Below are 23,719 nucleotides of genomic sequence, written 5' to 3'. Positions count from 1 at the left end.
GGGTCTTGGTGCGACCGAGCACTGTCGGTCCGTTGGGATGGAAGGAGGCGATAACTTCCTGAAATTCGGATGAGTCGTCCAGCGGGTGCGAAACCCGTCCGGTCAAAGCCGAGCCCGGCGGGCCGGAAGCGAGCCTTGCGACGACAGCGGCAACGAGGTCGGCGAAGCGTAGGTGCGCGGGCGCGCGAGCCGTGGGAATGCGGCCACGAAATATCATAGTTCCGGATGCCCAGGGTTCCAGAACACCTGAAGGCAGCAGCGCGGCGTCCGTCAGTGGGCGAGGGCACGGCGCATCCGGCGGGGTGTTCGACCACGGCGCGCGAGCGAAGGACGACCCGGTAACTCGGGAGATCCCCACATCTCCTCGATGGAAGGAACCGGCGAAGCGGAGGGCCGTGGTGCAAGCCTCCGAGGGGAGCGCGTCAGCGCTTGCAGGCGATTCCCCGCGAAGAAGAAGCGGGCGCCGTCGAGGTAGACCGAGGCGAAAGGAAAGAAGCCGAGGACGACGGGAGTGGGGAAGTCGGAGGGCTGCGAAGTAGCGAAGAGTCCGGGGAACGAGAGGCACAAGGACCCGGAGGAGCGAAGGCGGCCCGCGTCGGTACGAGCCTTGAGAGGGAGACATGGACGAGGCGAAGACTTCGGAGAACATGTCAACGGGACTGGCAAGGGTAATGGAGAGAGCGCACCGGGATCCGCACGGCAAGATGCTCTCGCTGAGCCACCACATCGACGAGGAGGCGCTGCGGCGCGCGTTTCACCGCATCCGCAAGGACGCGGCGGTAGGCGTGGACGGGGTGACCGTGGAGGAATACGGACAGGACCTCGAGCGCAGGCTCGCGGATCTGCACGGACGGATGAGGGCGATGAAGTATCGCCATCAGCCGATCCGTCGCGTCCACATTCCGAAAGCGAACGGCAAGACCCGGCCCATCGGGGTGTCGACGACCGAGGACAAGATCGTGCAGGGAGCGCTGCGCGAGCTACTGGAAGCGATCTACGAGCAGGACTTCCTGGATTGCTCGTACGGCTTTCGTCCCGGCCGGAGCGCACACGACGCGATCGCGGCGCTGAACAGGTCGATAGGGCGAGGCGAGGGGAACTTCATCCTGGAAGCAGACATCGAGTCCTTCTTCGACAGCGTGGATCGCCCCAAGCTGCGAGAAGTGCTCCAGGAGCGGATCGACGACAAGTCGCTGATGCGGCTCGTCGGCAAGTGCTTGCACGTGGGAGTTCTGGACGGGGCGGAGTTTCACACGCCCGAGGAGGGGACGGCGCAGGGGTCGATCCTGTCGCCGCTGCTTGGCAACATCTACCTGCACCACGCGGTCGACGTCTGGTACGAGCGCGAGGTGAAGCCGCGGATGCGGGGGCGGTCGTGCCTCGTGAGGTACGCCGACGACCTGGTCTTCGGATTCGAGCGCAGGGACGACGCCGAGCGGGTGATGGAGGTGCTGGGCAAACGTCTGGCCCGCTACGGGCTTCGGCTCGCGGCGGACAAGACGCGCCTGCTGGATTTCCGGCGACCGCCGGACGACCAGCAGGGTGGCAAAGGGCCGCGCACCTTCGACTTCCTCGGCTTCACGCACTATTGGAAGCGAAGCCGCAAAGGAGTGTGGCACCCGGCGTGGAAGACGCGGAAGAAGAGCCTGCACAAGGCGATCACCGCGCTGCAATCCTGGTGCAGAGACAACCGCCACCTGTCGATCCCCGAGCAGCATGCAGCGCTCACGCGCCGCATCCAGGGGCACTTCAACTACTTCGGGGTCAACGGCAACGCGAAGTCGCTGTCGCTGATTCTGTACAAGGTGGAGCGCGCCTGGATTCATTGGCTACGCCGCCGCAGCCAGCGGTCGCGGATGACCTGGGAACGCTTCAACCGGATGCTCCGCGAGATGCCGCTGCCCAAGGTCAAGGTCTACAGAAATCTGTGGGCCGCTCCATGAGACGCATCGACAGAAGAGCCGGATGGTGGAAATCTCCTTGTCCGGATCTGGTGAGGGCCCCGGTCGGGAAACCGGCCGGGGCTACTCGACACCCCTTCTCGGCCTTCTCCTTTCCACTCCTCCCCGAAGCCCCCGCCCGGCTCCCCGGTGCCGTCGGCGGCGCTCCGGTCTCCTTCCGGGTGTATCAAAGACACCACACTGTGGTTTGCGTGCGTCACTTTTTTTATAGCGCCCAGCCAACCGATCGGCTTCGGCTTGCCAAACAAAATGCCCGGGAAGCCTTCGAAAGGCTCCGGCTTGCCTTTCGAAGGCTCGGCGAAGCTTTTGGGTTTGTCTCACGAGACAACAGCAGTGGCTTCGCTCAGCAAACCGAAGGCTTCGGCTTGCCGATCGATCGGCTCCGCGCAGCCGCTCGACGGGAGGGGTGACAAAAAGAAGGGGCGATCCGAAGACCGCCCCTCGTCACGGGATGTCGATGTCGGTCGGAGAAGAGCTACGCCGCCTCCGGCTCCGCGGCCCGGCGTCGGGACTTGTTGCGGTCGGCAGCGGGCTCGGGCTCACGCTCGTGCGGCGCATCGCCGTCGCGCACGGCGGCACCGTCTCGGCCGAGCCGCGCGAGGGCGGCGGCATGCGGTTCCGGCTGTCGTTGCCGATTTGATCGACGCACTTGACGCGGGCGCACCGTTGCGCTTCGATCGCCGCCATGAAAACCACAAGAAGAACCCTGTTGGTCGTTCTCGCGGTGATAGCCGTTCTCGCCTGCGCCTGCGGCGCGCCCAAGCCCGAGGTCCAGATCGCGTCCTCGTCGGGAGAGCCCGGCTACGCGGCGGCCTACCCGACGCGGTTCTCGTCGGCGGACGAGGATCTCGACGCGATCGCGGTCGAGGCGCGGGACGGAATGGCCGCCTTCTCGGGGTTCACCGGGCAGATCTCGTCGTCGGACTGGACCGTCGTCCGCGGGGCGTACGAGCGCGCCGACGCGGCGGGGCGCAGCCGCGCCTACGCCGACGGGGTCGCAGAGGATCGGGCGGTCCGCCGGTTCTTCGACGAGGAGCGCGACGACATCGGCCGCCGCGTCACGAGCTCGGTGAACGCCGCGGTCGCCAAGGAGGTGAGCGGGGTCGAGGTCGACGTCGGCGGCTCGATCGCGTTCTCGCTCAAGGACGGCGTGTCGAAGGGTCTCGAGAAGCGGCTCGAGGGCGCGAACGAGGCGCAGCTCTGGGTGGAGCGGCAGGGCAAGGCCGTGGGGAAGAAGGACGCCGACAAGCTCGCCGAGCAGATCGACGCGATCAGCCGCTTGAGCCACCGCGTGTTCGTCGCGTACGCCCAGCAGCGTGTCCTGGTCGCGCGGATGCGCGCCGAGGCGGAGGACGTCGCCGAGACGCTCGACGCGGAGATCGAGGCAGAGAGTGCGCGCTGCAAGGATACGTCGCTGGAGAAGGACGAGAAGAAGGCGTGCGAGCAGCGCGTCGCGGATCTCATGACGTCTCGCGCCTCGCTCGATCAGGCCGTCGGCGCCTACAAGCGAACCGAAGACGGGATGCTCGCCGAGGAAGAAAATCTCCGCAGGGAGTACGAGACGGCCCTCGTCGCGCTGTTCGACGCGGTCGATCGGAAGATCGAGGAGGCCCCTCCGGCCGAATAGGGGCGATGCTCGCCTCGCCCGCGATCGCGACTGCCCGCCGAGAGCTCCCCCCTGTCCGGTTCACTTGCAGATCGGCTTGCAGCGCGAGTTGGGTATCGGCGGCGGGCAGGGCGGCGAGTACGTGCAGGTCGAGTCAATCTTTTCGTCTATGTCGAGATCGGTCTCCTCCCGCACCAGGTTTCCCTGATCGTCGTACACGTAAACGATTGTCTGGTTCCGCGCCTCCGCGCTCGCCTTCGACAACCGGTCGATCCGCCACGCCACGGGATCCCCGTGGGCGTTGTACTCGTAAGAGTGCTGGGAGTCGGCCGAACCGTCCATGCCCTCGTCGACGATCACCTGCGTCGGGCGACCCTCGCGATCGTTCGTGTAGACCGCCTTCTCGTCCGGCTTGCCGTCCCCGTCGCGATCCAGGGTCCTCGTGAGCAGAACCCCGTCCGGACCGCAGGCGCACTGGGCCGAGATCCCGGCGCACATGGGGTGGTCGGGGCAGGGAGTCTCCGCCGGAGCGGGAGCGGGAGCCGAAACAGGATCAGGATCGGTGACGGGTCGGGCATCCTTGGGGGCGCCCTCGGCGGCCGGCTGCGCCGCCTGCTTCGCGCACCGCCAGGCGCCGTCGCTCTCGGGCTCGCACGAGAACCCCTCTGCGCACTCGGCGCCCTTGTGGCGGCAATCGAGATCCCCTCCGCAGGAAACGGAGAGCAGCGCCGCGCCAACGAACCAGATCGTCTTGTTCATCATGGTTGAGCCCACTTTCTTCATCTGTGTTGTCTACTATGTTTCTCGTGCTGTTCCCATACCTGAACGCCAGGGTGCGGCTCCGCCGAGAAGTTGACCCGAACACCGAGGATGCCCGACGATCGCCGTCGATGTCGACGTTCGTCGAGACGCTGAAGCACGCCTTCTCCATGCGGCGCGCCGGGGAGCCGCCGTTCCCGCCCGCGCTCGAGCGGATCGCGCGGGCCGCGGTCGAGCGGCGCCTCGAGATCCCCGCCATCGTGATCCTGGAGACGGCCGTGCCGGTCGCGTTCCTCGGGAGCCAGGCGATGGCGGCGGTCGCGCCGCTCGTGAAAATGCTCGGCTTCGGGGACGACCTCGAGGAGATCGCGGCCGCGTTCGAGGACCGCAGGACCGCAGGGCGCCTCGCGGACCGCATCGAGGAGCTGGCGGCGGCGGCGGCGCTCGAGGGCCGGCGATGAGCATCGGCCCCCCCTCGGTCATCGCGATCACCGACTGCGGCTCCACCACGACCAAGGCGATCCTCGTCGAGCGGAAGGGCGGCGTGTTCCGGCAGACGTTCCGGGGCGAGGCGCCGACCACCGTGGAGGCGCCCGTCGAGGACGTGACGGTCGGCGTCGTCGCGGCGCTTAGGGATCTCTCCGCCCGGGCCGGGCGGCGCATCGTCGACGACGCGGGGGCGATCGTGCGCCCCGCGTCCGGGGGGGACGGCGTCGATCTCTACCTCTCCACCTCGTCCGCCGGCGGCGGGCTGCAGATGGTGGTCGCGGGCGTGGTCGCGAAGCTCAGCGCCAGATCCGCGCAGCGGGCCGCGCTCGGCGCCGGGGCGATCGTCGCCGACGTCGTGGCGTGCGACGACGACCGCACGCCGTACGAGCGCATCGCGCGGCTGAAGCGGCTGCGTCCGGACATCGTGCTGCTCGCGGGCGGGACCGACGGCGGCGCCGAGATCGGCGTGGTCGAGATGGCGCAGCTGATCGCGGCCGCCGATCCGAAGCCGCGTTTCGGCGGGCAGTTCACGCTCCCCGTCGTGTTCGCCGGGAACGCGCGCGTCGCGGCAGAGGTGGCGCGCGTACTAAAGGGCAAGGCCGAGCTCTATGCGGTGGCGAACGTGCGGCCGTCCATCGAACAGGAGCGGCTCGAGCCGGCGCGCGAGCGGATCCACGATCTGTTCCTCGATCACGTCATGCAGCAGGCCCCGGGCTTCTCGAAGCTGCTCGCCTGGACCGACGCGCCCGTGATGCCGACCCCATCCGCGGTGGGCGCGATCCTGCGGCTCGCTTCCGAGCGGGAGAAGCTCGACGTGCTCGCGGTGGACATCGGCGGAGCTACGACCGACGTGTTCTCGGTCGTCTCCGGGGCGTTCAACCGCACGGTGAGCGCGAACCTGGGCGTCAGCTACTCCGCGGCGTTCGTGCTCGCCGAGGCGGGTGTCGAGAACGTGCGGCGCTGGCTGCCGTACCGCATGTCCGGCGAGGACCTGCGCGACGCGGTGATGAACAAGACGATCCGCCCTACGACCATCCCCGCGGATGTCGAAGACCTGATGCTCGAGCAGGCGCTCGCCCGCGAGGCGCTCCGGTTGTCGTTCGCGCAGCACGCCGAGTTCGCCACGGGGCTGGCGGGGAAGCGGGTGGATCGGAGCTTCGACGAGAACCTCTCGAGCGGGAGGGCCGAGGAAGGCGGGCTTCGTACGATGGCGATCGATCTGCTCGTCGGATCGGGCGGCGTCCTCGCGCACGCGCCGCGCGCGGCCCAGACCGCGGCGATGCTCGTCGACTCCTTCGGGCCCGCGGGGGTGACCCGGATCGCCAAGGACTCCATCTTCATGCTGCCCCACCTCGGTGTCCTCTCGCAGCTCGATCCGCGAGCCGCCCGGGAGGTGCTGGAGAACGACTGCATCGTCGTGCTCGGGACCTGTGTCGCGCCCGCTGGAGCGGTTCGGCCCGGCAAGCCGTGCCTCGAGTTCTCGCTCGAGCGGGCCGATGGAACGAGCGAGCGCGGCGCGCTCTCGGGCGGGGAGATCGTCGCGGTTCCGCTCGCGGCCGGCGAGGAGGCGGAGCTCGTGGTCTCGCCGCGGCGCGGCCTCGACGTCGGCGCAGGTGCGTCCAAGTCGTGGAGGGGGCGCGTGCGGGGAGGGGAGGTCGGCCTGATCCTGGACTGCCGCGGCCGTCCGTTCGTTTTTGCGCGCGACGACCACGAGCGGATCGCGGCGCAGCGCAGGTGGCTCGGCGCGCTCGGCGCGTTCGAGGGAGGGGGGTGAGCGGGGTGCCGCCCCGAGCGCCGTTCGGCTTCGCGGTGTCGCACCGGGTCAAGGTGCGCAGGCGGCGATCCGTGCCAGGCGCCGGGGAGATCTTCGTGCGCGTCGGCGACACGGTCCGCGCGGACGACGTCGTCGCGGCGATCGAGCGGCCCGGCGACGTGCACGCGATCAACGTCGCGGCGCGGCTCGGCCTGCCGCCCGGACGGATCCGCGAGGCGCTCGCCGTCGGCGTCGGCGACAGGATCGCCGCCGGAGCGGTGATCGCCTCTCACCGCGCGCTGTTCGGCATGTGGACCACGCGCGTCGCCTCGCCCGTGGCCGGCACCGTCGAGATCGTCTCGCCCGTCACCGGACAGGTCGTGGTGCGCACGGATCCGACGGCGATCGAGCTCACCGCGTACGTCGGCGGGGAGGTCGTCGCGGCGAGCCGGGGAGAGGGGGTCGAGATCGAGGCCGAGGTCGCGCTGCTCCAGGGCGCGCTCGGGCTGGGCGGAGAGGCGATGGGCGTGCTCGCGATCGCGGGGACGGGCGACGGCCCCCTGGCCGCGGGCGATCTCGGGGAGGGGCACCGCGGCGCGGTGGTCGCGGCGTTCGGGCGGATCTCGCTCGAGGCGATGTGCCGCGCCCGGGAGCTGGGCGTCGCCGCGCTGATAGGCGGCAGCGCGCGCGGCGTGGATCTGGTCGCGATGGCGGGCGGGGAGCTCAACCTCGCGGCGACCGGGGACGAGGAGATCGGGCTCGCGATCGTGCTCTCGGAGGGGCTCGGCGATCGCGCGATGTCGGCGCAAGCGATGGGGCTCCTGCCGCTGCTCGCCGGGGAGCGGGTGTCCGTGCGCGGCGCGACGCAGGTCCGAGCGGGGGTGATCCGCCCGGAGCTCGTCGGGCCGCCTGTCGAAGGGGCCGCGCTCGAAGCCGAAGGGACGGCCGCCGAGGCCTCGATCGGATCGCGCGCCCGGATCGTGCGCGGCCGACTTTTCGGCGCGACCGGCGCCATCACCGCGCTCCCGCCGGCGCCGGAGCGGATCGAGACCGGCTCATCGGTGCTCGTCTTCGAGATCCTGCTCGACGGCGGCGACGTCGCGAGGATCCCGCGGCAGAACGTCGAGCTCGCCGGCTGAGCGAGGGGTCACCTCATTTGGGGCGGATGAGGACCTGCTGGATGCCGCCGTCGTAGACCTGGATGCCGCTGATCGGGGTGGAGCCGCGCTCGGCGTCGTAGTAGCCCGCCGGGAGGACGAGCTCCTGGCAGGTGAAGAACTTGCCCGGCAGCCAGTTCTCGCTGCCCTTCTCCTTGATGCGGATCGCCGACTTGACGCACTTGCCGCCCGTGACGAGCGTCAGGCGCCCGGCCTGGACCTTCACCTCGCGCTTGACGAGGCGGCCCATCGGGATCTCGACGCCGGTCAGCGTGAACTTCTTGCCGCCGACCACGGCCGGGGTCGTGAACTCGAAATCGTACGTGCCGGGATCGAGCCGAACCTCCTCACCGGTCTTGAGCTCCTCCTTCACGACCACCGGATCCGAGGTCGCCGTGAGCACGCGGTAGGTCCCCGGCTCCTCCTTGCCGAGCACCTTGATCGTGGCGATGAAGGCGCCCTGGGTCCCCTCGATGACGTCGCCCGCGCTCTCGGGCTCCGGCGCGACGGGCGCCTCGGAGGGCTTCTCGGCGGTCTCGTCCTCCACCGGGACGGGGTTCACGTCGCCGACCGCGGCCGACACCGGATCCACGTCGTCGGGCATGCTCTCTATCGCGCGTTCCGTACGGCTCTTTTCTGGACCGCCGCACGCGAAGGCGACGGCCGAGAGCGCCGCGACGACGGCCAGGACCACGAGTCTGAACTTCATGCCACACCTCCCCTTTTCGAAATATCATTCCTCTTTTGGCCCCAATCTATTGAAAGAACCGACGGATGGCAAGTGAAGGGGATCTTGTCGTGTGGGAAGGAGCCTGTTCCGCATCTCGTGCTTCGTGCGAGGAGGGGGACTCGAACCCCCACACCGAAAGGTACTGGAACCTAAATCCAGCGCGTCTACCAGTTCCGCCATCCTCGCGGGCCTTGAGAAGGCTAGCCGCGTCCGTGAGTTGACGTCAAGCCGCCTTCGGCCCATGCTCGACCTCCGCCGGCCGGGCCCCCCGGCGGCCGCCACGAGAGGGAGCTGTTACGGGATGAAGATGAGCCCGCTTCGCATCTGCGCGCTCGCCGCAATCGCGTTGGCCGCGGCGCCCGTCGGAGGCGCCGAACCGCCGGCCGATGGCGGCGACGCCGCGCACGATCTCGCGCGCGGCGTGGTGTTCGATCGCGTCGTTCTTTCAATTATGGAGCAGTATTACGATCCGGATCGCGCCGAGCCCGTGACCATGCTCCGCGGCGCCCTCGACGCGCTCGAGCGCTCGGTCGCGGAGGTGAAGGTCGATTACGACGGCGGCGGCAAGAAGGCGGTCGTCTCCGTGCTCGCCGCGAGGCACGAGATCGACCTCGCGTCGATAGCCGCCCCTTGGGGTTTGTCGCGCGCCATGCACGGGGCGTTCGGTTTCCTCGCCGAGAAGCTGCCGAGGGACGAGCGGCGCGACCTCCGCGAGATCGAGTACGCGGCAGTGAACGGGATGCTCTCGGTGCTCGATCCGCACTCCGGCGCGATGATGCCGAAGGAGTGGCAGGAGCTCCGGATGCGTCTCGAGGGCGAGTTCGAGGGGATCGGCATCCGCATCACGACCGACAGGCGGCCCCCGTGCGACGGCGATCTCACGGTGGTCGAGGTGTTCGACGACACGCCCGCGAAGAAGGCGGGGCTCCGCGCCGGCGACAAGATCGTCCGCATCGGGGGCGACTCGACGGTCAACATCACGACGGACGAGGCCGCAGACAGGCTGCGCGGCGCGCACGGCACGAAGGTCAAGATCCAGGTGAAGCGGCCCGACGGCCAGCTCGTGTCCATGGAGGTGGCGCGCGGCACCATCGCGATAGAGAGCGTGAAGTGGAAGATGCTCGAAGGCGGCGTCGGGTACGTCTCCTTGACCGAGTTCCAGCAGGACAGCGCCGCGGAGGTGGCCGCCGCCGTCCAGGCGCTGCGCGACGGCGGAATGATGAAGGGGCTCGTGCTCGACGTCCGCGACAACCCGGGTGGCAGCCTCGACGCGGCGGGGGAGATCGCCGATCTCTTCCTCACGAGCGGCACGATCGTGACGACGGCGGGCCGGCACTACGACGATCGCGAGGTGCGCGACGCGACCGCCAAGGGCACCGAGCCGCCGTACCCGCTCGTCATCCTCGTCAACTCGTTCGCCGCGTCCGCCGCGGAGGTGATCGCCGGCGCGCTCCGCAACCACGGGCGCGCGCTGTTGATAGGCGAGACCACCTTCGGCAAGGGCTCGGTGCAGACCATCGCGCCGCTCCCGGGCGAGGGCGCGCTGCGGATCACCGTCGCGCAGTACCTCACGCCGGGCGACATCTCCATCCAGGGCGTCGGCGTGGCGCCAGACGTCCGATACGCCCCGGTCACCATCGATCGCGAGGAGATGAACCTCGACATGAAGGGGCCGTCGATCTCCGAGCGGGATCTCGACGCGCACCTCGCGCGGCCGACGGATCTCGATCGCAGCGATCGGCCCGGGTTGGTCACGGCGCCGCTCCTCATCCCGCCCGCGGAGCGACGCGCGGATCTCGCCGTGTTCGATCGCTGCTACGACGCGGATCCGGACCGGTTGCCCTACAAGGCCCGCCGCGAGACGGAGATCGCGCGGCGCATCATCCTGGCCACGAGCGGCCCCACCACGGGGGAGCTCATCATGAGCGCGCGCCGGCTGCTCGGAGAGGACGAGGCCGCGGAGGTCGCCGCGGTCGAGCAGGCGCTGCGCAAGAACGGGATCGACTGGTCGGCGCCGCCCTCGGACGCGAGCCCGGCCGCGAAGTCGAACGACGTCGTCTCGAGCGCGCGGCTCGTCGGGAAGATCGTCCCGGGAGGGAAGATCCGGATCTCCGCCTCGGTCAAGAACGACGGCGCCGCGCCCATCTACCGGCTGCGCGCGGTGACGGCGAGCGACGACCCGATTTTCGATGACGTGGAGATCGTTTTCGGCAAGGTCGCCCCCGGCGCGACGCGCAAGCGGGACGCCGTCGTCGAGCTCCCGCCGGTCCTCTCCGGGCGGATCGATCCGGTCACGGTGCGCTTCGAGGCCGCGGCCGGCCCGCTGCCCTCCGAGGCTGCCTTCGACGCGGCCCTCCCCGCCACGCCGCGCGCGCGCCTCGACTACGCTTGGCACGTCGAGGACCTCGGCAACGGCAACGGGTTCGCCGAGCCGGGCGAGGAGCTCGCCATAAGGTTCTGGCTCACGAACTCCGGCGACGCGTCGACTTTCGAGGCCGACGCGCAGCTGTCGGGTGGACCCGGCGTGGACGTCGTCAAGGGGCACGTGCCCGTTGGAAGGCTCGCCCCAGGCAAGACGACCTCGGGGGAGATGCGCCTGCGGATCGGGTCCGACTATCCCCCGGGGCGCGCGGAGCTCCGGCTCGTCGTCGAGGAGTGGATCTCCGGCCGGTTCCAGAGGACGCGCTCCGTCCTCGAGCGCACGATCGTCATCCCCGTCGCCGCGGCGAGCCCGAGCCCCTCGAAGGCGGCCGGCACGATCACGGTCAAGGGCCCGCAGCCGGCGGCGCTCCTCCAGGTCGCCTCCGCCGACGGCGGGCGCGTGGGGCAGGCGCAGCCCGGCGCGACGTTCCCGGTCGACGCGCGGTTCGGGAGCTACTTCCGCGTCGTCCTCGCGAAGGATCAGCACGCGTGGATCGCGGAGTCCGACACGCGGCCGGGTGGCGACGGGGCGGCGGCCTTCGAGCGCGCCGTCGTGCGTCCCCCCGTGATAGAGATCAAGGGAGGGAGCGTCCGCACGGTGCGGGGATTGAGCGCGAGGTTCGAGGGATCGGCGCAGTGCGCGGAGGGCGTGCGCGATCTCATCGTCTTCATCAGCGGCAAGAACGGCGACAAGAAGGCGGCCTATGTCCCGGCGCGCGGCGGCCGCCCCGAGGCGCGGCTCGATTTCTCTCTGGACCTGCCGCTCGCCGAGGGCGCGAACGAGATCGTGTTCATCGCGCGGCGCGATGCGGACGTCGCGAGCTCGGAGACGGTGTTCGTGCGCGCGACCGCCAAGTGACGGCGCGGGAGATTTTTTCTTGAAGGCGCTCAGAGGCGGGGAATAATATGCGCCGTTCGAGCCGTTCTGCGCGCAGGGCGGGCGGATCCGCCGCGGATCGTGCAGTGAGAGGTGCCCCCTTGGAGAAGAAGCTCATCGTCTGGTTCGTGTGCTGGGCCGCTTTCGCGGCTGGCTGCCACGACAAGGTCATCCCGAACACCGAGATTCCCGACAACGACGAGAACCGGGCCATCATCGCGTTCTGCGAGCGCTACCGGCACGCCGTCGAGGATCGCAACGTGGGGCTCCTCCTGTCGCTCGCCTCCCAGCGCTACTTCGACAACAGCGGGACGCCCTCGGCCGACGACGACGTTGATCGCGCGGGGCTGGAGCAGGTGCTCACGGAGAAGTTCAAGGACGTCCAGACGATGCGGTACGAGATCAAGTATCGCGACGTTTACGAGATGGTCGGCGTCGTCTACGTCGAATACACGTTCAACATGGCTTTCCAGTATCAGGTCGGGGAAAAGACGAAGTGGTCGAACCGCACGGCGGACAACCGGCTCGAGCTCGAGCGCGTCTCCGACGGTTTTCTCATCTTGACGGGCATGTAGGACCGCGGATACATCCTCTCTGTGGATCGGGAAAGCCGCTCACTCACCGTCTACCATGCGCGCCGCGAGGAGTTCCTTGAGCGCTACCTCGGCGACCTGCCGGGCGGCGGCGCGTTCGTCCCCACCGCGGAGCTCCTCGAGATCGACCAGCGCGTCTCGCTCTGCTTTCAGTTTCCCGAGATCCCCGGCGGGCTGAGCCTCGGCGGGTACGTCGCGTGGCGGCGCACGCCGGTGCCGTGGCGCTCCGTGATGCTGCCGGGGGTCGGCGTGGCCTTCGGTACCGAGCAGCGGAGCCGCGTCGAGTTCCTGCTCGACTTCTGCCGAGGGTATCTCTCCGATCTGCGCAAGCCGGGCCGCCGCATCCCGACGCAGCTGCGGGCGGACGTCCTTTTCGGCGACGCCCGCCTCGAGGCGTTGGTGCGGGACATCAGCCACGGCGGCGTGTTCGTGTGCACCCCCGCGCCGCTGGCGCAGGGCGCGTTCATCGATCTGGACCTGTTCGTGCGCCCGGACGATCCGCCGGAGCGCCTGTCCGGCCGGGTCGCGTGGAGCCGGTGCGACGGCGGGGAGCCGGGGATGGGCGTCCAGTTCGACTTCCAGTCGGCGGCCAGGAGGCGGCGATTCGCGGCGTACGTCGATGCGCTGGCTCTCCTCCTGAACTCCGAGGCGCGGTCGCGTTAGCCCCTCCGCGCCGTCTGCACGCCCTGCCGCGGTCATCCAGTGAGTTTGAAAAATCACCGCGCCACAGGTCAGACAAAGTATTGCTGACCAGGGGGTCCAGATGATATTTTGTCTCGTTTACTATTCGGGATGGCCGTGACGGGCCCAAGCCCCGCGGATGATTGTCGGACAATGAACGACGGCGGCAACAAGACTCAGCTCGGCAAGATCCTGCTCAAACGCAAGGTGGTCAGCTCGACCGATCTCGACAGCCTGCTGCACGAGCAGCAGGACAACCCGTCAGACACCGAGCGGCTCGCGTCGAGGGTGCTCAAGCGCGGCCTGAGCGACGAGGTGCGGCTGCTGCGCGCCCTGAGCGAGCAGATGGGGGTGCCGGCGATCAACCTCGACGAGGTCGAGTTCTCGTTGAGCAACCTCGATTTCGTCCCGCGCGAGATCGCGCAGCAGCACGCCATCCTGCCGGTGTTCGTCGGCGGCGAGAGCATCAACCTCGCCATGGCGAACCCGGACGAGCAGCGCGTTGTCGACGAGGTCGAGTTCGTGACCGGGAAGCGGGTGTTCCCGCACGTCGCGCTCCACGCGCAGCTCGTCGCGGTGATCGAGGCCTGCTACGACGCGAAGGCCTCGGGCGAGACCATCTACCGCGGCAGGCGGGTCGGTGCCGCTGCCGCGCCGTCGGGCCCCCTGGACGCGGTGCAGGGCGTGCCGCCGAGGGGGCTCGCGAACACCGAGACGAGCGGCGTGATCGCCGCGGAAGACGGAGACGGCGAGGCCGCCCTGGGGATGGAGATCGATGTCGAGTTCGACAGCAGCTTCGGGCAGCCCGCGGACCCGCCCGCCGCGCAGGCTCCCCCGCCGGCAGCGGTCGCGGAGGCGATGACGCCGCGCGAGCCCGCCGCGGCGCCGTCGACGAAGAAGAAGATCCTCGTGGTCGACGACGAGGACGACATCCGCCTCCTCATCTCACGCGTCCTCGTGGAGAAGGGCTACGCGGTCGTCACCGCGGGACGCGGGCTGGAGGCGATCCACAAGGTCCAGACCGAGCTCCCGGACATGATCATCCTGGACGCCATGCTCCCGGAGGTGCACGGCTTCGACATCTGCAAGAAGATCAAGGGCAGCAAGAAGTACGGCCACATCCCGGTCATCATGATCTCGGCGATCTACCGCGGTTGGCGCTACGCGCAGGATCTCAAGGACTCGTACGGGGTCGACGACTTCATCGAGAAGCCGTTCAAGCTGGGCGAGTTCATCGAGAAGGTCGAAGGCCATTTCAGGGCGCGGGAGAACGCGGTCGAGGGCCCGAAGGAGGATCTGTCGCAGCAGGCGGAGCGGGTGCTCCAGCAGAGCGTCGACGTCTACAAGAGCGGGAACATCGATCGCGCCATCGAGCTCCTCCGCGGCGGCATCATGATCGATCCGCTCGCCTACAAGCTGCACTACAACCTCGGCCTGCTCCTCGGGAAGAAGTCGCTCGTCTACCAGGCGATCCGCGAGCTGGAGAGCACGCTGGAGCTCGCGCCGGAGTACTTCCCGGCGCTGAAGAACCTGGCGCTGCTCTACCAGAAGGCGGGGTTCAAGTTCAAGGCGATCGAGACCTGGGAGCGCGCCCTCCACCACTGCGAGGACGACGAGACGCGCGACGGCATCAAACGGCATCTCGTGGAAATGCTGTGACCCCTTGAGTGCTGCATGAAATTCGTCTGCGAGCAATGCCAGTCGAAGTACACGATCGCGGACGAGAAGGTGCGCGGCAAGGTCCTGAAGATCCGCTGCGTCAAGTGCAAGAACATCATCGAGGTGCGCGAGGCGGGCGTCCAGCCGAAGAGCCCTGCGCCGGCCGGCGCGCCCAGGCCCCGCCCCCCGGCGCCGCCCCCGAGCCCGAAGCCGCGCACCGGGCTCGAGGACAGGTTCGCCGCGTCGTTCAAGGGCGCGGGCGGGAAGCCCGGCGGCGGGCCGAAGGCGGCGGGAACCCCCGGTCTCTTCCAGGCGGTGAAGAAGTCCGCCGCGAAGATGGACGTCGACGAGTCCGCGCTCCCGATCTGGTTCGTCGCCATCGACAACACGCCGGTCGGGCCCGTCTCCGCGCGCGCCGTGCACAAGCACCAGAAGGCGCGGAAGGTCAACGACGACTCCCTCGTGTGGAAGGAGGGGATGGCGGACTGGATCCGCCTGCGCCAGTGCAAGGATCTCATCGGCCTGCTCGCGCGGCTCGACATCGAGGCCTCCCTCGGCGGACCTGCGGAGGCGGCCGCGGCCGAGAAGCCCGCGCCAAAGCTCGGGCTGTTCGCCGACCAGGGGCCGGCCGCGAAGGCGCCCGTCGAGTCACCCCTGCGCGGCCGCAGCCTCGGCGTGCCGACGGATCGCGCACCCGAACCGGAACCGGAACGGAAGGCCTCCATGCCGGCTCCCGCGCCCGCGCCGGCGCCGGTCGGCGGCGGGATCGCGCAGCTCCCGGCCCCCCCGAAGCCGAAGGAGAACATCGAGGACGATTTCTTCGGCGGCATGGAGAGCGCCCTCTCGTCGATCCAGTCGATCACGCCGCCGCGTCCGACCGGAGGCGATCGATGGGTGAAGGTCGCGGCGATCGGCTTCTTCGGCGTGGCCGTCGCGGTGCTCGTATTCATCATGTTCTTCAGCGACGGCTCGGCCGAGCGCCAGGTGGTCGAGCGCGTCGTCGAACGCGTCGTCGAGGTCGAGAAGGAGAAGATCGTCTACCGGGATCGCGACAACGACCCGATCGCGCTTGGCTCCTCCGACGTCGAGGCGGGCGACGGGGACAAGAAGGGCGGGAAGACCGCCAAGTCGAAGGGTCCGGACAAGACCGGCGCCGGCGAGACCCCGGAGGAGAAGAAGCGGCGCCTCCTCGAGCAGCTCGGCATGGGTGGCACCGGCGCGGACCCGACCCTCGTCGGCGGCGGTTCGTCGGCCGGCGACACCGGCTCCGGCGGCGGCAAGGCGCTGTCGGACAAGGACTTCTCGAGCGCCGTGGGAAAGAACAAGGGCAGCCTGCAGACCTGCTACGAGCAGTCGATGAAGAAGGGGGAGACGCCCGACGATCGCGACATCAAGGTGCTCGTGAAGCTCACGGTGGGCGGCTCCGGCATGGTGAAGAGCGCCGTGGTCGGCGGCCCGGGCGCGGCGTACCCCGGCCTCAAGAGCTGCATCGAGAGGTCGGCGAGGAAGTGGATCTTCCCCGCGAGCTCCGGCGAGTCCGTCGCCGAGTTCCCGTTCCTGTTCACGGCGAAGTGAGCCCCATGATCCCGGCCGATCTGTATGACGTCGCGCGCCAGGGCCTCGTGCTCGCGGTCGCGGTGTCGCTGCCGCTCCTCGGCGCCGCGCTGCTCGCGTCGATCCTGTCCGGCGCGCTCCAGAGCCTGACACGCCTGTCTGAGCCCGCGATCACGCAGGTTTCCAGGATCCTCGCCGTGCTGGCCTGCGCCGTCGCGGCCGGCCCGTGGATCGCCGGCGAGGTGAAGCAGTTTGCGGCGCAGACGTTCGCGCTGATCCACGAGCTGGCGAGGTGAGCGTGGACGCGGCGCTCGACGCGGCGGGGACGGGCCTGTTCCTCACCTGGTTTCGCGTCGCCGCGGTCCTGCTCCTGGTGCCGATCCTCGCGGGCCGTCCGCTGCCCTTCTGGGTGGCGCTCCCGCTGGCCGCGGCGCTGTCGTTCGCGCTCTGGACGGGGGCGCCGCAGCGCGCGGGGGCGGAGCCGCTCGTCTTCGCCGCGCTCGCGCTCCGCGAGGCGGCCGCCGGCGCGGTGCTCGGGCTGACCGCGCGCGTCGTCTTCTCCGTCTTCGACTCCGCCGGGAGGCTCGTGGGGGTCGCGGCGGACACGGCGGGGGGGCGGCCGTCGTCTGGCTCCCCGTTCGGCCCGCTGTTCTCCATGGGCGGCGTCGGCGCGTTCCTCCTTTCGGGCGGTCACCGCGCCCTGATCCTCGCCCTGGACGCCTCGTTCGGGACCTGCGCGCTCGGCGCCTGGGACGGCGCCGGGTTCGACGGCATGGTCGCGCTCTTCTCCGGGGCGTTCGCGGGGGCCGTGATGATCGCGGCTCCCGCCTTCGCCGCCGGGCTCGCCGCGGACGCCGCCGCCGCCGTCGCCGTCCGGCTCGCGCCGAGCTCGGCGATCGAGGCCGACGCGCCCGTCTTCAGGGCGATCTGCGTCCAGATCGCGGCCGTCGCGGTGCTGGCCGTGGGGGTCCAGGCGGGCGTGGACTTCCTGCGCGAGGGGTTGGCCCGCGCGGCGGGCGCTTCTTGAACGCCTCGAGTTGACTTGAGATCGTATCTCGACGTACATAACCGCAACGTTTTCGGGAGTCCCGCGATACGTTTCCGGGTCGACGAGAGAGTCGAGAATCGTCACGAGATGCTTCGTCGGATAACATGGATCGTCGCGTTCGCGTGGGTTGCCGCCGCGCCGTGCGTGGCGGGCGCCCAAGCGGGCGGCGGGCTCCGGCCGCCTTCGATCCTGGGCGGCGGCGAGAGCGCCTTCGCCGAGGAGGAGGCCGAGGGGGAGGCAGAGGGAGACGGGGCGCCGTCGCTCGGGGTGCCCGAGGAGCTGATCGGGGCGATCGTCGTCCGCGTCGACGTCACCGGCAACAAGCGGTCCGGCGCCGACGACATCCGCGCGAACATCGGGACGCGGCAGGGCATGCGGTTCGAGGTCGCGCGCGTGGGGCGCGATATCAAGTCGCTCCACCAGCTCGGGCTGTTCAGCGACGTCAACGTGACCGTCGCCGCGGAGGCGGGCGGCGTCGTCGTCACGTACCACGTCGCGGAGAAGGCGGCGGTCGCCGAGGTCAAGTTCGAGGGCAACGACGAGATCGACGAGGACGACATCAAGGAGGTCGTGGACATCGAGACCAACGGGCCGCTCGACGTCCCGACGCTCCACGCGAACGTCCAGAAGATCCGGGACCTGTACTCCGAGAAGGGCTTCTTCCTCGCCGAGGTCACGTACCGGCTCGACGAGGCCCCGGGCGAGAACAACTACGACGTCACGTTCGTGATCGACGAGCACTCGGCGGTCGAGGTCCGGAAGATCACGATCGTCGGCAACCACGCGCTGACGGACGCCGAGATCCAGAGGTACATGCGGACGCGGACGGCCGGTCCGTTCTCCATCCTCACCGACTCGGGCAAGTTCAAGCGCGAGCTCTTCGACGCCGACGTCACGATGGTCCAGGCGCTGTACTGGGACAACGGCTACATCGACGTGCAGGTCGGGACGCCGCGCGTCGAGCTCTCCGCGGACCGGCGCTACATCTTCGTGTCGATCCCGGTCGTCGAGGGCCCGAAGTACAAGGTCGGGCGCATCCGGGTGGTGGAGCGCGATCCGGCGGGCAACGAGGTGGAGCTGCTCGACGGGCGCCGCAAGGTGCGATCGATGGTGCGGACGCGCCGCGGCGACTGGTTCTCCCGCACCGCCGTGATGGACGACGTGAACCGGATCACGCGCCACTACCAGGATCACGGCTACGCGTACGCGAACGTCGATCTGAAGACGCTCGGCCAGAAGGACACGCAGATCGTCGATCTCGTCCTCGAGGTCAGCCGCGGCCCGATGGTGTACTTCGAGCGGATCGAGATCCGCGGCAACCCGAAGACGCGCGATCGCGTGATCCGGCGCGAGATGCCGATCCACGAGGGCGACAAGTTCAGCCAGACCGGCATCGACATCTCGAAGGCGCGGATCACCCAGCTCGGATACTTCGAGTCGGTCGAGGTCACGCACGGCCGGGGCAGCGCCAAGGACAAGGTGATCGTGACGGTCCAGGTGGCCGAGAAGCACACCGGCCAGTTCCAGGTCGGCATGGGCTTCTCCACGGTCGAGAACTTCATCGCCCAGGCGCAGGTCACCGAGCAGAACTTCCTCGGGCAGGGCCAGACCGTCTCCCTCCAGGCCCAGATGTCGAGCATGCGCCAGGTGTTCATGTTCAGCTTCTGGGAGCCGTACTTCCTCGACAGCGAGTGGACCTTCGCCTTCACCGTGTTCAACATGGTGACCGCGATGATCGACTACAGCAAGGAGTCCACGGGCGGCGACGTCACGTTCGGGCACTCGCTCGTGCTGCGCGACCTCAAGCTGTACCTCGCGTACGCGCTCGAGTACGACAAGATCAACACCGGCACCGACACCGGGCTCCTCATCGGCGGCCAGCGGCTCTCCTCGGACTTCAACGAGCTGCCGCTCGCGTACCTGTTCCAGGAAGGGTTGAGCTCGAGCGTGCGGCTCACGCTGGCGTACGACAGGCGCAACAACCGCCTGTTCCCGACCGACGGCTCCTACAACTCCGCGACCGTGGAGTGGGCCTCGAAGTACATAGGCTCCGCGTTCGACTTCACCCGCTACACCGTGTCGAGCCGGTGGTACTTCCCGCTGTTCTGGAAGCTCGTCTTCCGGATCAACGGCACCTGGGGCTTCATCCACTCGAACAACGAGGAGGGGCTCGCGATCGCCCAGCGGTACCGCTCCGGCGGCATCATGGACGTCCGCGGGTTCTACCCGTACTCGCTCGGGCCGCGGCTCTCGATGCCGTCGAGCTTCAACCCCAACGCCGAGCCGGTCTCGACCGGCATCAACATCGGCGGCAACATGCGGATGACGTTCAACACCGAGATCGAGTTCCCGATCGTCGAGGTCGTCGGCATCAAGGGCGTCGTCTTCTTCGACGCGGGCAACTCGTTCAACTTCGAGGACTCGTGGTGCCAGGCCGGCGGCGGCCGGGGGATCAACAAGTTCAACGATCCCTGCAACCGGAACCCCTTGTACCTGCGCACCTCGACCGGGTTCGGCTTCCGCTGGTTCTCGCCGATGGGCCCGCTGCGCTTCGAGTGGGGCTGGCCGACGACGACCTACCCGGGGGAGGACAACTTCATGTTTGAATTCACTTTCGGGAACTTCTTCTGATATGAGGGCTTACGCGGGGTTTCGGAATACATCGGGGCGCCGCGCGTTTGGGTTGGGACACCCGGAGAACGGCGTAAATATTCGGGATGAATGACATGTCCAAGCGGGTGAGAACGAACGCCACACCGGTATGCAAGCCCGGTGAACGGAGTACATCGAGATGAGAACGACCAAGATGGGGTGGGCCCTGATGCTGCTCGTCGCCGCGTCCGCGATCACCGCGGAGGCGAAGGCCGAAGACGTGAAGATCGCCTTCGTCGACGTCCGCCGCGCCCTCAACGAGACGAACGAGGGCAAGAAGGCGATGAAGAAGCTGCAAGGCCAGAAGGACAAGATGCAGAAGCAGATCGACTCCAAGGAAAAAGAGATCATGAAGATGAAGGAGACGATCGAGAAGCAGCAGAACATCCTGAGCAAGGACGCGCTGCAGAAGAAGGCCGAGGAGTACTACGCGGCGGTCACCGAGCTCCAGAAGATGTACTACGAGTTCCAACAGGATCTGGGCCAGAAGGAGGCCGAGGCGACGCAGGGCATCCTCGTCAAGATGCAGACGATCCTCAAGGCGATGGGGCAGGCCGGCGGCTACACGATGATCTACGACGCCTCGGGCGGAGCGGTGGTCTGGGCGCCGGCGCACCTCGACCTCACCGACAAGCTCATCGCCGAGTACAACAAGAAGCACAAGGGCTGAGCCCCGCGCCCGCGCCCCACGAAAAAGCGCTCAGGACAGTCGGCAGGGCGGTCTGCACCAGAAGGCGCTCTTCGTCGCGCGGTTGACAAACTGGTATCTCCAAGGCCCAATTTTGGGCCAGATCAAATGAACGTCGGCCTCGCTGTCAGCCGCGCCCACGCGGCAACGATCCTCCTCAGGAGGACGCCCTTCGGGCAAAGCCGAACCTCTCTTGTCTTGGCCGAAGGCCGTGCGCCGAGACGCGTCAGCGGACGGCGCATCGTTGCCGCGGGGCTCGACCCCCCCGGTCAGTAGGCAGCGATAGAAATTTTCTTGGCGAGTGTTGCGGACCGAGGCTCGGCTCACCAGGCAAACGACTTCCGATCGATCGCTTCCTCGATTCACGGCATCCGGAAGTGGTGCGTCACCGGCACGAACGCGAGGAGATCCATCTCGGCGGTCGTCGATCCGAACGTCCAGTTGTTGATCACGAGCGGCAGGCCGGACGGGCCGATGGCGTCGGAGACGACGCCGATGTGATCCGGGCCGGGCTTCGAGAGCGTGTCGAAGAGCGCGATGTCGCCCGGCAGCCACGCCTCGGGGTGCGCGGAGTCGGCGTCCGTGCCGAGCCGCGTGAGGAAGCGCGCGAACCAGACGACCTGGTTGCGCACGCGCCTGTGGTCGATGCTGATCTTCTGCGCCGTCACGTTGGGGTAGGCCTTGGGGCGCCGCCGGATGTCCTCCGCGATCTCCTTCTGCAGGTCGATCCCGGCGTTGCGCAGCGCCCGGATCACGACGTCCGAGCAAGCTTCGACGTCGCGCGGCACGTCGCCGTTCGGGTAGGGGATGGCGTAGTAGGCGGTGTCGTAGCGCGCGGCGTTGAGCAGCGTCTTCTTGGCGCCGCGGAGCACGTCGAGCGCGTCCGGGATGCCGTCCCGATCCCGATCGCGGCCCGGCGACACGGCAAAGGCGGCCTTCGCCCATTGCGGGAGATCGATGACGACGCGGTCGTCGAGCTCGGGCCAGATGCCCGTGTCGCGAACGGCGGTCGGCTCGGCCAGGGCGATCGACGAAACCGTTGCGGCGAGCACGGCGAGCGGCAAGATGCGTTTTACGGGGGGGGCCACGGAGTGATTGACGACCGGCGGGGCGAGAGTATTTCGAATTCCGCGGACCCCCGATTTCCGTTACTCTCCCGCCCATGCCGTCGTACACCGTCGCGCGCCTCGCCGAGCTGATCGGCGGGACCGCCCAAGGAGAGGTCGGGCACGTCGACCGACGATCTCTGGGCCGCGTTCTCCGACGGTTCGATCTGGCACACCGAGTGCGAGTAGTGATCTTCGACTCTCAGGAAACGCGATCTCATCGAACGGCGTAGATTTTCGGATGCCCCCTTGACGTGCGTCCGAGAGTCGGCAACTCTTTCATCATGAGGACCACGATCGATATTCCGGACGTGCTGGCCCGCAAAGCGAAGCGGCTGGCGGCGGCGCGGAACACGACGTTGGGGGCGCTGATCGAGGAGAGCCTGCGCGAACGGCTCGGCGAGACGGCCGACAGCGTACCGCCGCCGAGGCGGGGTATCCGGTGGGTGACGGTCGACGGCGGGTTGCCCGCGGGCCTCGACATGTCGAATCGCGAGGCGCTCCGGCGCTGGTTGAGCGAGAACCCTGCTTGATCGCATTGGAGTCCGCCTTCCGCCATCGCGCGATTTCCGCTACTCTCCCGCCCATGCCGTCGTACACCGTCGCACGCCTCGCCGAATCGGTCGGCGGGACCGCCCAAGGCGAGGCCGGGCGCGTCATCGAAGGGCTCGCGGCGCTCGAGGCGCGGGCGGCGAACGCCATCTCGCCCTTGCTCCGCAAGAGCATGGCCGGCCTCCTCGCGGATCCGGTCCCCGGCGCGGTGCTCGCGACCCCAGATCTCGCGGCGCTCGCGCTGGAGCGGGGCGTCCCGTCCGCGATCGCGCACGCCGACCCGCTCGTCGGCCTCGCGCGGCTCATCGATCTCTTCCACCCCGAGGAAAAGGGCGCGGGTGCGATCCACCCGTCGGCGGCCGTCGATCCGCTGGCGAGGCTCCACCCGACCGTGCGCGTCGGCGCCAACGCCGTGATCGAGGCCGGCGCCGAGGTGGGGGAGGGCACCTGGATCGGGCCGGGGGCGGTCGTCTGCGGCTGCGCCGCCATCGGCCGCTTCGTGCGGATCGGCCCGAACGCGGTGATAGGCCACGAGGGGTTCGGCTTCGCGCCGGCGTCGCCCGTGCCGATCCGGATCCGGCACGTCGGGAAGGTCGTGATCGAGGACTTCGTCGACATCGGCGCGTGCGCCTGCGTGGACCGCGGCACGCTCGGCTGCACGCTCGTCCGGGAGGGCGCCAAGATCGACAACCTCGTGCAGGTAGGCCACAACGCCGAGGTCGGCCGCGGGGCGCTCCTCGCGGCCCAGTGCGGCCTCGCCGGGTCGACACGGGTCGGCGATGGGGCTATGCTCGGCGGACAGGTCGGCGTCGCGGATCACAGGAGCGTCGGCGCCGGCGCGCGCGTCGCCGGGCAGAGCGGCGTGACGGGCGATATCGAAGACGGCGGGACCGTCGCCGGGACGCCCGCGATGCCGCGTGTGCGATGGTTGCGCGCGATCGCCCGAGCGGCGAGGCAACGGAGGAGACATGACTGAACGCCCGTTCGTGCTCGACAGCCACAACATCATCCGGATACTCCCGCACAAGCCGCCGGCCGTGCTCATCGACCGCGTGCTGGAGGTGAGCCCCGGGCAGCGGGTGCTCGCGCGCAAGTGCGTCACGCAGACCGATCCGTCGATCCTCGGGCACTACCCCGGCCTCCCGGTGTTCCCGGCGGGGGACATCATCGAGGCGATGGCGCAGGCGTGCACGGTGCCCGTGTACGCGACGGACAAGTTCGATCCCGCGACGGACGTCGTGCTGCTCGTCGGCCTCAACAAGACCAAGTTCCGGCGCGTGGTCGTGCCCGGCGACGTCCTCGAGATCGAGGCCGTGCTGAGCCAGCGCCGCAGCAACGTGTGGCGCTTCGATGTGAAGGCGTTCGTCGACGACTTCATCGTCGCCGAGACCGGCCTCGTCCTGTCGACGCACGCCCGCGACGACATCCTCTAG

At 68.9% G+C, this 23,719-nt stretch carries 20 protein-coding genes, 1 tRNA gene and 1 pseudogene; 18 read left to right on the top strand and 4 right to left on the bottom strand.

The window, feature by feature from the left end:
- The first annotated feature begins 671 nt into the window (after positions 1 to 671).
- The 3 genes and pseudogenes from ltrA (at position 672) to M0R80_15290 (ending at position 3,588) form a co-directional block, all read left to right on the top strand.
- Positions 672 to 1,943 carry a group II intron reverse transcriptase/maturase gene (gene ltrA / locus M0R80_15300; GenBank protein ID MCK9460999.1) on the top strand — a complete coding sequence of 424 codons (1,272 nt, stop codon included), beginning with the start codon at positions 672 to 674 and terminating at the stop codon, positions 1,941 to 1,943.
- Between the two features lie 541 nt (positions 1,944 to 2,484).
- Positions 2,485 to 2,601, top strand: a pseudogene (locus M0R80_15295) (ATP-binding protein).
- Positions 2,602 to 2,646: 45 nt separating this feature from the next.
- Entirely contained in the window at positions 2,647 to 3,588 is a 942-nt protein-coding gene (locus tag M0R80_15290) for a hypothetical protein (protein ID MCK9460998.1), read from the top strand.
- Between the two features lie 60 nt (positions 3,589 to 3,648).
- Here M0R80_15290 and M0R80_15285 read toward each other — a convergent pair whose 3' ends face one another.
- Positions 3,649 to 4,350: a hypothetical protein gene (locus M0R80_15285; GenBank protein ID MCK9460997.1), complete on the bottom strand. Its 702-nt coding sequence runs from the start codon at positions 4,348 to 4,350 to the stop codon at positions 3,649 to 3,651.
- A gap of 23 nt (positions 4,351 to 4,373) precedes the next feature.
- Between M0R80_15285 and M0R80_15280 the strand changes: the two genes are divergently transcribed.
- Genes M0R80_15280 through M0R80_15270 form a run of 3 tightly spaced genes read left to right on the top strand, consistent with a single transcriptional unit; the run spans position 4,374 to position 7,707 of the window.
- On the top strand, positions 4,374 to 4,787 hold the full coding sequence (locus tag M0R80_15280) for a hypothetical protein (GenBank protein ID MCK9460996.1): 414 nt from the start codon (positions 4,374 to 4,376) through the stop codon (positions 4,785 to 4,787).
- Positions 4,784 to 6,589 carry a glutamate mutase L gene (locus M0R80_15275; protein ID MCK9460995.1) on the top strand — a complete coding sequence of 602 codons (1,806 nt, stop codon included), beginning with the start codon at positions 4,784 to 4,786 and terminating at the stop codon, positions 6,587 to 6,589. Before M0R80_15280 ends, M0R80_15275 begins: the two co-directional genes overlap by 4 nt.
- Positions 6,586 to 7,707, top strand: a complete 1,122-nt coding sequence (locus M0R80_15270) for a hypothetical protein (GenBank protein MCK9460994.1) — start codon at positions 6,586 to 6,588, stop codon at positions 7,705 to 7,707. Before M0R80_15275 ends, M0R80_15270 begins: the two co-directional genes overlap by 4 nt.
- A 13-nt stretch (positions 7,708 to 7,720) precedes the next feature.
- Here the strand turns inward: M0R80_15270 and M0R80_15265 are convergent, their stop codons facing one another.
- Positions 7,721 to 8,434: a hypothetical protein gene (locus M0R80_15265; GenBank protein ID MCK9460993.1), complete on the bottom strand. Its 714-nt coding sequence runs from the start codon at positions 8,432 to 8,434 to the stop codon at positions 7,721 to 7,723.
- 125 nt (positions 8,435 to 8,559) lie between these two features.
- A tRNA-Leu gene (locus M0R80_15260) sits at positions 8,560 to 8,641 on the bottom strand.
- A gap of 115 nt (positions 8,642 to 8,756) precedes the next feature.
- On the opposite strand from M0R80_15260, the gene M0R80_15255 reads away from it, so the two are divergent.
- The 9 genes from M0R80_15255 to M0R80_15215 all read left to right on the top strand — a co-directional run bounded on the left by M0R80_15255 (position 8,757) and on the right by M0R80_15215 (position 20,610).
- The gene (locus tag M0R80_15255) at positions 8,757 to 11,735 is read left to right on the top strand and encodes a S41 family peptidase (GenBank protein MCK9460992.1); all 2,979 of its coding nucleotides are present in this window, start codon (positions 8,757 to 8,759) and stop codon (positions 11,733 to 11,735) included.
- A gap of 119 nt (positions 11,736 to 11,854) precedes the next feature.
- Positions 11,855 to 12,328, top strand: a complete 474-nt coding sequence (locus M0R80_15250) for a hypothetical protein (protein ID MCK9460991.1) — start codon at positions 11,855 to 11,857, stop codon at positions 12,326 to 12,328.
- Positions 12,329 to 12,349: 21 nt separating this feature from the next.
- Entirely contained in the window at positions 12,350 to 13,009 is a 660-nt protein-coding gene (locus M0R80_15245; protein ID MCK9460990.1) for a PilZ domain-containing protein, read from the top strand.
- 171 nt (positions 13,010 to 13,180) lie between these two features.
- The gene (locus tag M0R80_15240; protein ID MCK9460989.1) at positions 13,181 to 14,686 is read left to right on the top strand and encodes a response regulator; all 1,506 of its coding nucleotides are present in this window, start codon (positions 13,181 to 13,183) and stop codon (positions 14,684 to 14,686) included.
- Between the two features lie 15 nt (positions 14,687 to 14,701).
- On the top strand, positions 14,702 to 16,261 hold the full coding sequence (locus M0R80_15235) for a zinc-ribbon domain-containing protein (protein ID MCK9460988.1): 1,560 nt from the start codon (positions 14,702 to 14,704) through the stop codon (positions 16,259 to 16,261).
- Positions 16,262 to 16,266: 5 nt separating this feature from the next.
- Positions 16,267 to 16,536, top strand: coding sequence for a flagellar biosynthetic protein FliQ (locus M0R80_15230; GenBank protein MCK9460987.1), 270 nt, complete (start codon positions 16,267 to 16,269; stop codon positions 16,534 to 16,536).
- On the top strand, positions 16,533 to 17,267 hold the full coding sequence (locus M0R80_15225; protein ID MCK9460986.1) for a flagellar biosynthetic protein FliR: 735 nt from the start codon (positions 16,533 to 16,535) through the stop codon (positions 17,265 to 17,267). Before M0R80_15230 ends, M0R80_15225 begins: the two co-directional genes overlap by 4 nt.
- Positions 17,268 to 17,375: 108 nt before the next feature.
- Entirely contained in the window at positions 17,376 to 19,919 is a 2,544-nt protein-coding gene (gene bamA, locus M0R80_15220; protein MCK9460985.1) for an outer membrane protein assembly factor BamA, read from the top strand.
- Positions 19,920 to 20,079: 160 nt separating this feature from the next.
- Positions 20,080 to 20,610, top strand: a complete 531-nt coding sequence (locus tag M0R80_15215; protein MCK9460984.1) for an OmpH family outer membrane protein — start codon at positions 20,080 to 20,082, stop codon at positions 20,608 to 20,610.
- Positions 20,611 to 20,990: 380 nt separating this feature from the next.
- On the opposite strand, the gene M0R80_15210 is transcribed toward M0R80_15215, so the two are convergent.
- The gene (locus tag M0R80_15210; protein MCK9460983.1) at positions 20,991 to 21,692 is read right to left on the bottom strand and encodes a DUF1287 domain-containing protein; all 702 of its coding nucleotides are present in this window, start codon (positions 21,690 to 21,692) and stop codon (positions 20,991 to 20,993) included.
- 326 nt (positions 21,693 to 22,018) lie between these two features.
- Between M0R80_15210 and M0R80_15205 the strand changes: the two genes are divergently transcribed.
- From M0R80_15205 to fabZ, 3 genes are read left to right on the top strand one after another with little or no spacing between them, the layout of a single operon-like run.
- Positions 22,019 to 22,267: a DUF2191 domain-containing protein gene (locus M0R80_15205; protein MCK9460982.1), complete on the top strand. Its 249-nt coding sequence runs from the start codon at positions 22,019 to 22,021 to the stop codon at positions 22,265 to 22,267.
- A 53-nt stretch (positions 22,268 to 22,320) separates the two neighbouring features.
- Complete coding sequence (locus M0R80_15200) at positions 22,321 to 23,262, top strand: UDP-3-O-(3-hydroxymyristoyl)glucosamine N-acyltransferase (GenBank protein MCK9460981.1); 942 nt, start codon at positions 22,321 to 22,323, stop codon at positions 23,260 to 23,262.
- Entirely contained in the window at positions 23,255 to 23,719 is a 465-nt protein-coding gene (gene fabZ, locus M0R80_15195; protein MCK9460980.1) for a 3-hydroxyacyl-ACP dehydratase FabZ, read from the top strand. The genes M0R80_15200 and fabZ overlap by 8 nt, the downstream gene beginning before the upstream one ends.

The organism is Pseudomonadota bacterium (assembly GCA_023229365.1).
In the GTDB taxonomy this organism is placed as follows: domain Bacteria; phylum Myxococcota_A; class Polyangia; order JAAYKL01; family JAAYKL01; genus JALNZK01.
Note: the sequence above shows the minus strand (reverse complement) of the source record. Positions and strands in the feature narration are given on the sequence as shown.

What these genes read in the sequence shown, in the direction of transcription:
- ltrA (MCK9460999.1), top strand. Translation starts at nt 672, where the DNA reads ATGGAGAGAGCGCACCGGGATCCGCACGGCAAGATGCTCTCGCTGAGC.
- M0R80_15290 (MCK9460998.1), top strand. Translation starts at nt 2,647, where the DNA reads ATGAAAACCACAAGAAGAACCCTGTTGGTCGTTCTCGCGGTGATAGCC.
- M0R80_15285 (MCK9460997.1), bottom strand. Translation starts at nt 4,350, where the DNA reads ATGAAGAAAGTGGGCTCAACCATGATGAACAAGACGATCTGGTTCGTT.
- M0R80_15275 (MCK9460995.1), top strand. Translation starts at nt 4,784, where the DNA reads ATGAGCATCGGCCCCCCCTCGGTCATCGCGATCACCGACTGCGGCTCC.
- M0R80_15265 (MCK9460993.1), bottom strand. Translation starts at nt 8,434, where the DNA reads ATGAAGTTCAGACTCGTGGTCCTGGCCGTCGTCGCGGCGCTCTCGGCC.
- M0R80_15255 (MCK9460992.1), top strand. Translation starts at nt 8,757, where the DNA reads ATGAAGATGAGCCCGCTTCGCATCTGCGCGCTCGCCGCAATCGCGTTG.
- M0R80_15240 (MCK9460989.1), top strand. Translation starts at nt 13,181, where the DNA reads ATGAACGACGGCGGCAACAAGACTCAGCTCGGCAAGATCCTGCTCAAA.
- M0R80_15235 (MCK9460988.1), top strand. Translation starts at nt 14,702, where the DNA reads ATGAAATTCGTCTGCGAGCAATGCCAGTCGAAGTACACGATCGCGGAC.
- M0R80_15230 (MCK9460987.1), top strand. Translation starts at nt 16,267, where the DNA reads ATGATCCCGGCCGATCTGTATGACGTCGCGCGCCAGGGCCTCGTGCTC.
- bamA (MCK9460985.1), top strand. Translation starts at nt 17,376, where the DNA reads ATGCTTCGTCGGATAACATGGATCGTCGCGTTCGCGTGGGTTGCCGCC.
- M0R80_15215 (MCK9460984.1), top strand. Translation starts at nt 20,080, where the DNA reads ATGAGAACGACCAAGATGGGGTGGGCCCTGATGCTGCTCGTCGCCGCG.
- M0R80_15205 (MCK9460982.1), top strand. Translation starts at nt 22,019, where the DNA reads ATGAGGACCACGATCGATATTCCGGACGTGCTGGCCCGCAAAGCGAAG.
- M0R80_15200 (MCK9460981.1), top strand. Translation starts at nt 22,321, where the DNA reads ATGCCGTCGTACACCGTCGCACGCCTCGCCGAATCGGTCGGCGGGACC.
- fabZ (MCK9460980.1), top strand. Translation starts at nt 23,255, where the DNA reads ATGACTGAACGCCCGTTCGTGCTCGACAGCCACAACATCATCCGGATA.